This is a genomic window from Arcicella aquatica, from assembly GCF_034928825.1.
Taxonomy (GTDB): domain Bacteria; phylum Bacteroidota; class Bacteroidia; order Cytophagales; family Spirosomataceae; genus Arcicella; species Arcicella aquatica.
The window spans coordinates 157,598-169,859 of record NZ_JAYFUL010000001.1; the positions used below are offsets into that span (position 1 = coordinate 157,598).

General features: G+C 34.9%; 9 protein-coding genes. 5 read left to right on the forward strand and 4 right to left on the reverse strand.

Features of this window, described 5'->3' with window-relative positions; genetic code table 11:
• Positions 1-10: 10 nt before the first annotated feature.
• Positions 11-3,091: a SusC/RagA family TonB-linked outer membrane protein gene (locus tag VB264_RS00615; protein WP_323246080.1), complete on the reverse strand. Its 3,081-nt coding sequence runs from the start codon at positions 3,089-3,091 to the stop codon at positions 11-13.
• A gap of 654 nt (positions 3,092-3,745) precedes the next feature.
• Here VB264_RS00615 and VB264_RS00620 point away from each other — a divergent pair.
• The 4 genes from VB264_RS00620 (at position 3,746) to VB264_RS00635 (ending at position 8,561) form a co-directional block, all read left to right on the forward strand.
• Positions 3,746-4,978: an ROK family protein gene (locus VB264_RS00620; RefSeq protein ID WP_323246081.1), complete on the forward strand. Its 1,233-nt coding sequence runs from the start codon at positions 3,746-3,748 to the stop codon at positions 4,976-4,978.
• A gap of 258 nt (positions 4,979-5,236) precedes the next feature.
• Complete coding sequence (locus VB264_RS00625; protein ID WP_323246082.1) at positions 5,237-5,770, forward strand: hypothetical protein; 534 nt, start codon at positions 5,237-5,239, stop codon at positions 5,768-5,770.
• Positions 5,771-6,163: 393 nt separating this feature from the next.
• Positions 6,164-6,631: a MarR family winged helix-turn-helix transcriptional regulator gene (locus VB264_RS00630; RefSeq protein WP_309914041.1), complete on the forward strand. Its 468-nt coding sequence runs from the start codon at positions 6,164-6,166 to the stop codon at positions 6,629-6,631.
• A 130-nt stretch (positions 6,632-6,761) separates the two neighbouring features.
• The gene (locus tag VB264_RS00635) at positions 6,762-8,561 is read left to right on the forward strand and encodes an acyl-CoA dehydrogenase family protein (protein WP_323246083.1); all 1,800 of its coding nucleotides are present in this window, start codon (positions 6,762-6,764) and stop codon (positions 8,559-8,561) included.
• Positions 8,562-8,631: 70 nt separating this feature from the next.
• On the opposite strand, the gene rplS is transcribed toward VB264_RS00635, so the two are convergent.
• Together rplS and fbaA are read right to left on the reverse strand one after the other, a co-directional pair.
• Positions 8,632-8,991: a 50S ribosomal protein L19 gene (rplS, locus tag VB264_RS00640; protein WP_309914035.1), complete on the reverse strand. Its 360-nt coding sequence runs from the start codon at positions 8,989-8,991 to the stop codon at positions 8,632-8,634.
• Between the two features lie 377 nt (positions 8,992-9,368).
• A complete protein-coding gene (gene fbaA / locus VB264_RS00645; RefSeq protein WP_309914031.1) occupies positions 9,369-10,451 on the reverse strand; it encodes a class II fructose-bisphosphate aldolase in 1,083 nt (360 codons plus the stop codon).
• Between the two features lie 309 nt (positions 10,452-10,760).
• Here fbaA and VB264_RS00650 point away from each other — a divergent pair, with 309 nt between their 5' ends.
• On the forward strand, positions 10,761-11,318 hold the full coding sequence (locus VB264_RS00650) for a hypothetical protein (RefSeq protein WP_323246084.1): 558 nt from the start codon (positions 10,761-10,763) through the stop codon (positions 11,316-11,318).
• Here the strand turns inward: VB264_RS00650 and VB264_RS00655 are convergent.
• On the reverse strand, positions 11,315-12,223 hold the full coding sequence (locus VB264_RS00655) for a sugar phosphate isomerase/epimerase family protein (protein ID WP_323246085.1): 909 nt from the start codon (positions 12,221-12,223) through the stop codon (positions 11,315-11,317). The two genes, VB264_RS00650 and VB264_RS00655, sit on opposite strands and share 4 nt — an antisense overlap.
• Positions 12,224-12,262 lie beyond the last annotated feature (39 nt).

Below are 12,262 nucleotides of genomic sequence, written 5' to 3' on the forward strand. Positions count from 1 at the left end.
AGTAAAAAAACTAGAATTTAGCCATTAAGTTCAAGCCAAAACTACGTGTAGTTGGCACACCAAACATTTCTAAACCTTGAGCGTTACCGTTGTTGTAAGTAGATTCTGGGTCAACATTTGGCACGTTGTTGAACAACATCAACAAGTTACGAGCTACAAAAGAGATACTCAATGATTGAATTGGTGATTTACCCAATACCGATTTAGGGAATGTATAACCAAATGTCAATTGTCTCAACTTTGCGTAATTAGCATTATAAACAAACTCATCAGTGATAGTAGTTGAGATTCCAGTGAAGTAATCCTGAGCAGAAATCGTTTTTGTAAACGCCTCACCATTTTCATCAACACCTTTTACTGTTACACCAGTTTCTCTGATACCATTTTCAGCAGTTCTTTGAGCCAAACCGTATCTAGTTGCAAAAGCATTAGTAGCAGAGTACAACGAAGCACCAAATTTTGCATCAATCAAGAAACTCATGTTGAAGTTTTTATAGCTAAACGAGTTAGTTAAACCCATCGTTACTGGAGGTACGCCTCTAGCTATTTGTGTGAATTCTCCTTGTATTGGTAAACCAGTAGCTTTGTTATATACAATATTTCCAGCAGCGTCTCTCTTAGCTTTGTAACCAGCAATCATACCATATGACTGTCCTTCAAAGTTATATACATAAGCGTTACGAGTTCTAGACTCATCCATTGAAAGCGTTTTCAAACCAGGAGCAATTGTTACTACCTTATTATTATTATAGGCTAAGTTATAACTAACATCCCATTTAAATGAACTTGTTCTTACTGGATTCCCAGTTAATAAAATCTCAATACCTTTGTTTTCAACACGACCTACGTTCAACAATACATCTTGATAACCACTTGCTGAAGAAACAGAAGCTTTAACAGCATCATCGGTAGTAACACGATTATAAATAGTTAAATCGATTCCTAAACGATTGTTCAATGTTTTCAATTCAATCCCTAATTCAGACGTAGTAGTAGAGTTTGGTTTCAACGTTGAGTTTGGAATTGTGTTGCTACCAATATTCATCAATGGATTTGAGAAATATGGGTTTGACTGCAAAGTATATGGTAAATTCAATGCGTATTCTTCAGGATATCCACCTCCTACAGTAGCCCAAGAAGCACGTACTTTACCATAAGACAACCAGTTTGGACGTTCAGCTATAGCGTCTGAGAAAACAAATCCTGTACTCACACCTGGATAAAAGATGTTATTGTTTTTAGGATCTAATGTTGAGAACCAGTCATTACGACCTGTCAATGTTAAGAAAAGTATATTCTTATACCCAAAATCAGCTGAACCATATATTGAATTTACAGCACGTTTTTTGTATTCATAGTTCCAGTTACTTGAAATCAAGTTACTTGGGAAATAATTAAATGGAACGTTAAACTGACCACCACTAATACCTGTAGCTTCGTTAGTTCTTAACATTTTGTTTCCTCCAACAAAAGCGTTAATCGAAAGATTACTTACTTCTTTTTGGAATCCTACAATCACCTCAGCATTGGTTTCAATAATCTTACGTTCGCTTTGGCTCATGCTACCAAGTGTGCTATATGCAAGACCAGTTGGCTCTATTTGCCAGAACTTCAATTGGTTATAGTCTGTACCCAAACGACCTTTAGCATAGAAATTATCGTTGAAGTTATAACGCAAATTAAATGAACCCATGAAACGGTTACGATCATCAGTATTTTTTACTTTAGTAGTAGCAAAATATGGGTTTTGGGCATACACGTTATCGTTCCAAAGTGATTCGTAACCACGACTATCAACACCTGGAGCCAAAGTACGAATATCAATACTTGTTGCCAACAATTGTGCTGCTACGTTAGGGTTTTTAGGAGTATCAGACAAGAAAGAACGGTTTTCACCTTTTTCAACGTTGTACTGCACTACACTTTCAAATACAACTTTATTAGAAAGTCTTCCATTCGTACTCAAGTTAAATGATTTACGACCAAAAGTAGAATTAGGAACAACACTTTTTGAGTCTGCATTTGACATCGAGAAACGGAAGTTTAAATCTTTGTTACCTCCGGAAACTGCCAAAGTATTAGAGAACGTACTACCCACATTGTAGAAGTTCTTGATATTATCTTTCTGAGCTACGTAAGGACGAGCAACACCATCAGACTGGATTACTGGAGAACCATCTAACTTAGCACCCCATGACAATTTACCAGCAGCAAGAGCTTCGTCAGCTGTTGTTGGTTTTGCACCACGTGTACCAGCACCGTATTGATATTGATAATCAGATAGCTTCAATGGTACTTCAGCTGTATAAGTAGAGTTGAAATCTACCCCTAAGCCTTTTTGAGATTTACCACTTTTTGTAGTAATCAAAATTACACCACTACCTGCACGGAAACCATATAAAGCAGCAGAGGCACCACCTTTCAATACTGTAACAGATTCGATATCGTCTGGGTTGATTGAGTTCAAACCGTCACCTGTATCGAAACCACCCCACATACCAGCAGAGTTTACGTTAGTATTATCAATAGGTACACCATTGATTACGTATAATGGTTGGTTGTTACCACCCAATGAACCATTACCACGGATAATTACACGGCTAGAACCACCAGGACCAGTAGCAGTACTCGTAGCATTCACCCCTGCAATTTTACCAGAAAGAGCATTACCAAGGTTTAATTCACGAGCTTGTGTAAATTCGCTACCTTTTAATTCAGATACAGCATAACCAAGTGCTTTTTTGTCTTTCTGAACACCTAAGGCAGTCACAACTACTTCATCAAGACTTGCAGCAGTAGCCTCTAATACAACATCAACAACAGTGCGATCTCCAACTTCTACTTCTTTAGTAGCGAATCCTAGCGAGCGAAAAATTAATGTACTTCCTTTTGGTACATTAAGCGAGTAGTTACCTAAAACGTCGGTAACTGTTCCTTTGGCAGTTCCTTTAATAAGGACGTTAACACCCACCAAGGCAGATTGATTACTGTCAGAAACTTTACCTTTTATAGCCTGAGCAAAAAGCTGCGAGCTTGAAAAGAGTAGTAATGCAGTAATTAACATAGTAAAATTACTTTTGCATGCTTTCATTTTTTTTAAGATTACAGTGAAAAATAGACTTCTTTAATAAACTTGACCTAGGTCAAAAAAAATGTAATAAAGACTTTAAGGAGGGATTTGGGTTTTGGAGTACATAACTTTATTTATTAATTAAATTGTTGTTCAATTGATTAGTTTTAGTCACACAGCCCGCCCCACTTTTGTTGTTGAGAAATACTATTTATTTAATTTAAATTAGTACAATTTCCTTTATTTGTAAATAAAATTTATATATATTTAATACATAATAAATTTATTTAAAATATAGATTTTCGATACATAATCTAAAAAGTGAATAAATATAAGAAAATACTATAAGTTCTAACCAAAATAATTAAAAAAAGTAAAAAAAAATGCAAAATTTTCTTTTAATCGGTAACATATTGCATAATTTAAGATTATTTTACACCTACAGTCAAATTTATAAATTGAGCAATTAGTAAAAATTATTAAAAAGTATTTTAAGAATAAATTAGGTAAAGGATAGCTCGGTTGTAGAGGAAATTATTTTTTTGTTCTTTTGTAATGAAACCCATTTAACTCTCGCTTTTGTATCAGATAATTCGTTTTTATAAGACTATTTATTGAAATAAAAAGCCTAATATTGACAACCTTATTTTTCACATAAACTCCATTTATTAAAACATGTCTTTTCATTCCCTAGAATCTTCTGAAATAGAAGTATTTGATAAAGAGTCCATCGTAGATAAGAAAAAAAATAGTTTAAGACGTAAAATATTACAAGACTTATACTTCAATGGGAATAAAACAATTGCTCAGTTAACTAAAGAGATTCATACCAGTGTTCCCTCTGTTACGGCATTACTCGAAGAATTGATGACCGAACGTTGGATTATAGAAATCGGCCCAGCGGAAGCTCAGTTTGGAAGGAAACCCATTCTTTATACATTAAATCCTAAGCAACGATATACTATTATCTTGGATATTGCTATTCATGGTTCTAAAGCAGCCATTATCAATTTGCAGAACCAAGTAGTATTTGAACAAGACATTCATTTTTGTTTAGAAGACAGCCCTGCTATCTTAGATAAAATATGTACATCTATTGATACCATCTTATTAAAGTCTGATATTCAGCTACAGGAAATCATCGGCATTGGTATTTCTATGCCGGGATTGATTAATCCCAACAATGGCTATAATTATACTTATAGAAATATAAACCCTGAAAACCAATCGCTGGTTGAGTGGCTCAAAAACAATTTTTCTATTCCTTTTTACCTTATTAATGATACTCAAGCGACTATCATTGGTGAAAACCAATTTGGGCTATCTAAAGGTATGCAAAATGTGTTGTCTGTAAATATGGATTGGGGTGGGGTTGGATTGGGTATTGTATTAAATGGAAAGGTTTTTCAAGGTTCAAACGGTTTTGCTGGCGAATTAGGACATATCCAAGTAAAGGAAAATGGCGAGTTGTGTTCGTGTGGTAAAGTTGGGTGTTTGGATACGCTCACCTCGGCAGCATCATTAATTCGTAGAGTAAAAGAATGTTTGAAAGAAGGAAAAGTTTCCAGACTTGCTAAAACCAATCTTGCTGATATTGATATAGAGTTGGTGATAGAGGTTGCTAATGGTGGCGATGCCTTGGCTATTGATTTACTACATGATATCGGGAAAGAAATGGGTAAGGGGTTATCTATCGCTGTGCATTTATTTAATCCAGAAGCCATCGTCATCAATGGTATTCTAGCAAAAGCTGGGCGGTTTATCAGTAACCCAATAGAACAAGCTATTAATAAATATTGCTTAGTAGATTTTAAGAGTAATTTAAATATAGAGGTTTCTACTTTGGGTGAATCAGCACGTTTATTGGGCACTCAAGTTTATTTAATTGAAAACATCTTGATTTCTTAACCTTTAATGAGATAGAGATTTTACTACTATATATAGTAAGAAATTCATCTTGATAAAAATAAACCTCCGCCTTAAAAGTACTCTTACATCTAATTATTTTTTTGAATTAGTAACGTAAACATATCATCGTATATCATGAATGTTTGTTTTTTTCCGATACCTCATAATTTTCATATTGATAATGATGGGAAATTTGGAATCTTATTAACTTTTTGATTACTTTTATGGTCACGCCTTTTAACTAATTCACCAGAAGCAATGAAAAAATTTCTGTTTATCATTAGTATCCTATCCTTAACAAGCTGTCAAAAAAACGTTTATTTGACAGGTTCTTTAATGCACCAACTTCAAGAGAATGAACTTGACCTTACTAGAATTCAATTTTATAACGACAATCCCCTTTATTTAGAAAGAGAAGTGCCCTCTTCAGATGCCAATATTAAATCTGGGAAAGTGGTTTTCAAAAATGGAAGATATATCAATAGGATTACCCTAGAAAAAAATACGCCGGGTGTAATGCAAGTTGAGAACAACGGACATTTAATGATTGCCTTTGAAAAAAGCAACGAAGAAAGTTCTTTACGATTTGGCCCTGTAGCGGGTGAAAAAGGAGAATATTTCTATCAACTGGTTGATGTCAACGGTAACCCGATGTTTTCTCGTATAGATTACGAAGGCAGTAAGTACCTTGTCGTTTATAAAAAACCAAGGGTACGCATTATGCTTTCAAGAAGCATTTTTACAAATATGAAAGTAAAAGTACGCAGAATGAAAGGGAACAAGATAAAGTAATAGTATCAATCCTCTGATTTTTAACGATATAATTTGAAGAGTAAGCTTTAAAAGGCTTGCTCTTTTTATTTACATAATATTGCCATCTACCTTTTATGACAGATGCTACTAAAATTGATAAAACATTTATGCACTTGCTTATAATACTATCATTGTGTTCTATATTTTCAAACGTAGTAATTAACTCGTCTGAGGCAAAACACCTGCAAACATCCTGATTGGGCAATCTTTGTTTTTTAGTCTTTACTGATAAAAGGATAATCTCGACAAAATGATTAATTTAGTAGTATGCTTGCATAATAATTTTTTCCTCTCCATTTTTACCATATTATGCCAAGCATAACATTATAATATCCAAAACAGAACCCATTCCTTTATAAATAATTGACCAATATGAAAGCAGACAAAACTGTAGATTATCACATCAAATCTGGTTGGCACGCCATTAGCAGAATGTATAATTCATTTGCAGCACCATTCGACATGACGATGGCAATTGGTTATGTATTATTGAATATTGATAAAAAAGGGACTCCTGCTACCAAAATCGCCCCTGCTTTGGGGTTAGAACCCCGTAGTTTAACAAGAATGTTAAAATCTTTGGAGGATAAAAAATGGATAAGAAGAGAAACCGACGAGGAAGATCGTAGGGTAGTAAAGGTGTACCTGACCGAAGAAGGAAAAAGGAAAAGAGATAAAGCACGAGAAGGAGTATTATTATTTAATAATGCTATTTATGAAAAAATTGGGGCTGAAAAATTGGAGATTTTCTTTGAAGTAATGCAAAAAATCAGTGAAGTGGTAGATATCGATACTGCTGGTTATAAAGCTGATAACATTGGCGAAGATGAGTTTATCTAAAGAATTGAAGAGCACAAAAATAATTTTAAATGTTATGCTTGCATAACATTTTTTTTATTGCTTATCTTTACATAAAATAGTATGTAAGCATCATATTTTAGGCTTTTATTCAGAATAAATTTATAAAGACATGACAATCACAGCTAATAAAGCTTCCATAAAAGGGGGTGAGTTTTTAATTAAAGACATTGACGCTTCACAAATTTTCATTCCTGAAGATTTTACAGAAGAGCAACAAATGATTGCACAGACTTGCTTGGATTTTCTTCGTACAGAAGTGCATCCACGTTTAGATGATATCGATTATGCCAAAAATACTGATTTAATGGTTTCGCTAATGGACAAAGCTGGAGAGCTTGGTTTGTTAGGAACAGCCATTCCTGAAGAATACGGTGGATTCGGAATGAATTTTAATACCTCGATGTTGGTAGCGGAAGCTTGTGGGGGTGGTCATTCATTTTCGGTAGCTTTATCGGCTCATACTGGAATCGGTACATTACCTATTTTATATTATGGAACTGAAGAACAAAAAGCTAAATACCTCCCGAAGTTAGCCACTGGCGAATGGAAAGCGGCTTATTGCTTAACTGAACCAGATTCAGGTTCTGATGCTAATTCGGGGAAAACGAAGGCTGTTTTATCGGAAGATGGAAAACATTATATCATCAATGGGCAAAAAATGTGGATAACTAATGGTGGTTTTGCCGATTTGTTTATCGTTTTTGCTAAAATTGATAATGATAAAGCTTTAACAGCATTTATTGTTGAAAAAAGTTTTGGTGGTATTACGATGAATGAAGAAGAACGCAAGATGGGGATAAAAGGCTCATCTACTCGTCAGATTTTCTTCAATGATTGCAAAGTACCTGTTGAAAATCAGCTATATACGCGTGAAGGTGGATTCAAAATTGCCGTAAACATCCTGAATATTGGTCGTATTAAATTGGCTTCGGCAGTAGTGGGTGCGTCTAAAGGTATTATTGGCAAGGCAGTAAATTATGCCAACGAACGTAAACAATTTGGTACTTCTATCAGCAATTTCGGTGCAATAAAATATAAAATTGCCGAAATGAATGTAAAAGTATTTGCTTCTGAATCAGCATGTTATCGTGCTGGACAAAACATTGATGATGCCATTGAAGATTTATTGGCATCGGGTGTAGAGTCGGCTCAGGCAAAACTAAAAGGTGTGGAGCAATTTGCCATAGAATGTGCGATGCTGAAAGTACATGGGTCGGAAGTATTAGACTATGTTGTTGACGAAGGTGTACAAATTTATGGTGGTATGGGCTTTTCGGCGGAAGCACCTATGGACAGAGCTTACAGAGATTCTAGGATTAACAGGATTTTTGAAGGTACCAACGAAATCAATCGCTTGCTTGCTGTAGGAACGGTTGTGAAACGTGCAATGAAAGGCGAAATCAATTTGATGCCTGCTGCGATGGAAGTTGGCAAAGAGATTATGTCGATTCCAGATTTCAGTGTTTCGGATGACGAAGGTATTTTTGTAGCAGAGAAAAAGGTAATCAAAAATCTGAAAAAGGCCATTTTGATGGTGGCTGGTGCTGCCTTACAGAAATTCATGATGAAATTTGAACAAGAACAAGAAATTATCATGAATCTGGCAGATATGATGATTGAGCTTTATATCGCAGAATCAACCTTATTAAGGGTTGAAAAATTGATTGCTGTGCGTGGAGAAGCTGCATGTGCTTTACACAAAGATGCCGCTTTAATTTACTTACACACTGCTGTAGAGAAAACAAATAATGCTGGCAAAGCAGCGATTACAAGTTTTGCTGAGGGCGACGAACTTCGCGTGATGTTGATGGGATTGAAACGTTTTACTAAAATAGAACCTATCAATTTAAAAGAAGCACGCAGACGAGTTGCCGAAGCGTCTATTGAAAAAAACAGTTATGTATTTTAGTATTTTTTGGTTAGAAACAAAAAGGTCGTTCAATATTGAACGACCTTTTTTTATTGAAAAATCAGTATGATTATTTTTTCTTAACCAATTCTCTAACTTTCGCAGCTCTACCTTGTTTTCCACGTAGATAGAATAATCTAGCACGACGAACTTTACCTCTACGCAATACTTCGATTTTCTCGATGTTTGGTGATAATAAAGGGAAGATTTTTTCTACACCAATACTGTTTGAAATTTTACGTACTGTAAACATTTCACCAGCACCGCTATTACGACGTTGGATTACAGTTCCTTGGAATACCTGAATACGTTCTTTAGCTCCTTCACGGATTTTGATGTAAACATTGATGGTATCACCTGCTGAAAACTCGGGCAATTCTGCACGGCGTGCAGCATTTTCAGCTTCTACGAATTTAATTAACTCGTTCATTTCTTGATTATTTTGCTGTTAAATTCTTAAATAATTTATCCAAAAGACAACCAGCGGTAACTTTAAAGGTCTGATAAACAATTGCTTGCTTCATACAGATTGCCCAGCCACATAATTGCTCTTTAATTGGGGTGCAAAGTTAAGGAGATTTTTCTAAATTTCAATATTGAAATTCAAAAATTATCCATAAAAAAGAGTCAGATTTCATTATGATGAAATCTGACTCTTTTTTTTAGTTTAGGGTTTATGAGTTAAAAGTACAATAATGCAATAGAATTATTTACTATAGCTTTTCATAAGCTTTAAACTAAATGAATACTAAAACTAAACTCTTCAATCCTAAACTTTAAACTCATGAACTCTAAACTCATAAACTACTATAAATATTGATTAGCATTCGCTGCGTTCAAATCTTCAAAAGCTAATTTCAAACGGCTTACAAAAGTATCTTCACCTTTACGTAACCATACACGTGGGTCGTAATATTTCTTGTTTGGTGAATCTTCGCCTTCTGGGTTACCGATTTGTCCTTGTAAATAACCTTCTTTCGCTTTGTAGTATCCTAAGATACCTTCCCAGAATGCCCATTGTAAATCTGTATCAATGTTCATTTTGATAGCTCCATAAGAAAGCGCCTCACGGATTTCTTCACGAGATGAACCAGAACCACCGTGGAATACGAAGTTGATTGGTTTCTCAGCAGTTAAACCATACTTTTCTTTCACAAATTCTTGAGAATTATGAAGAATAACTGGAGATAACTTTACGTTTCCTGGCTTGTAAACACCGTGTACGTTTCCGAAAGCAGCAGCAATCGTGAAACGGTGAGAAATTTTGCTCAATTCTTCATAAGCATAAGCTACTTCTGAAGGCTGAGTATATAATTTTGAAGAATCTACGTCTGAATTATCAACGCCATCTTCTTCTCCACCTGTTACACCTAATTCAATTTCAAGCGTCATACCCAATTTAGCCATTCTCTCAAGGTATGTTTTACAGATTTCGATGTTCTCTTCGATTGGCTCTTCTGAAAGGTCAATCATGTGTGAAGAAAACAATGGCTTACCATGTAGTTCATAAAACTTCTCGCCAGCGTCTAACAAACCGTCTAACCAAGGTAATAATTTCTTAGCACAGTGGTCAGTATGTAAAATCACCTGAACACCATAAACCTCTGCTAATTGGTGTACATGGTGAGCACCTGAAATAGCACCTGCAATAGAAGCCTCTTGTTTACCGTTTGGTAACGATTTACCTGCATAAAACTGAGCTCCACCATTTGAGAACTGGATGATTACTGGTGAATTTACGGCTTTTGCTGCTTCTAAAACGCCATTTACTGTATCTGTTCCTGTAACGTTTACGGCTGGTAAAGCAAACTGGTGCTTTTTAGCGATTTCGAAGAGCTCTTGCACTGCATCTCCATGCAATACGCCTTTTTGAGAAGATAAACTTGACATAGTTTAATTTTTTCTTGTTAAAAACTTATTTCAACTGATTTTTTGGATAAAAGAACCCAAAAATAATTATTTTAATTGGCTTTCTTAGGTTTTGCAGAATAATATTCGGCACTGACCCAATAAACCAAATATTATAAAAACTAATCTAATAACATTTATACAAAGATACAAATTGAATTTTCGATTTTATAGTTTTCTACTAAGTACTTCATTATCAATTATCAAATGTTAAAAAATCTTAATATTTATCATTTTAAAAATACAAAATCAAGTCGGTCGTTCTCAGCAAAACATTAATTGCATGACTATATGAAAACTAATTTTTTACTTATTTTTTTCTTCCTACCATTAACTTTTGTATGTGCTCAAAAACCTCCAGAGTCAAAACAACCTTTTCGTTGTCTTACATTGCAAATGACAGGCAAAATACGCAATATCCATTTTCATGAAGGTAGTGATATTATTTTAAAAACGTTTGGCAATAGGAAAAAACAACACCTCACAATCGTTCAGCTAAGTGATAGTTCATTTTTTTACTTTCCTGATGAAAACCAACATAGTATTTTTGATCTTCAAGAAATAAAATTCAGGGAGATTAAAAAAATATATTCTCAAGGGGAAAAACAACTATTTGCCTTAAATGGGGTTGGGGCATTGGGCGGAGCAGGCGTTTTTCTATTTTCGTTTGATGTATTAAACCAACTCAAAAACCCGCCTATTGTAATAAATCCTACTCTTGTAGCAATTAGTACAGGTTTTATAGGACTTAGTTTTATCATCAATAAACTTCAACATCCTATTTACAAAATTTCTAAACGCCGTTATTTGCGACTATACCACATTAATAATCCAAAACTGCATGACTAAAAGTACTTTTTAATGGCTATCGGAAAATCAGGTATCGCAATTTCTGGTTCTTGAATTTCTGGATGCCAAAGTTTTTCCCATTCAAAGCAATAGTAACCTTTGTATCCCCCTTTTGTTAATACTTTTATCGCTTCTGCGAGGGGCGTTTCGCCCTTACCCAATAGTACGTATTCTTCTTTTCCATTGACCAAATTGGCATCTTTGATATGGGTATGACGAATATATTGATGCAGTTGTTGATAAACGTAAGTGGGACTTTCTTTGGTGACAGACCACATATTAAAAATATCCCAAATCATCCCAACATTGGGGTGTTCGGATGCTTTCATTATCTTTAATAGTATATCAGCCTGAATAACTTTTCCGTGAGATTCTAATAGAACGGTAACGGAAGAGCCTTTGGCATAGTCGCCAAGTTCCAATAATCCCTTGATGATTAAATCGATGGTTTCGTCATCCCGTTGTTCTTTGGGTAAATCATTAGGGAATACCCTTATAAAGGGACAATCTAGCTTTGATGCTAAATCGATAAACCGTTTAGCATCGTCTAATTGTGCCTTGCGTTTGACAGGATTGGCATGGTGCAATTCTGTAGAAGAACCCAAATCGACAATTTTTAACTTATTATCGGCTACCTTTCTTTTAGTCTCTGCAATATTTACTGCACTAAACTCGGGGCATTTTGTCAAATCCAATTGCTTTTGGATTCCCCTGATTTCGATACCGTCATAGGCATTCGCTACAGCATATTTCAAAATGGTATCAAAAGACCAATTAGGACAGCCTAGTGTTGAAAATGACAATAAGGGTTTAGCTTTCTTGAAATCTAAAGAAACTTCAAACATAGCCAACCCTGCTATGGCGAGTGAATTAATAAGAAAATCCCGACGGGTATTTGTATTCATGAGGTTTTAATTGTGATTGAGTGAATTAGTGATTGAGTG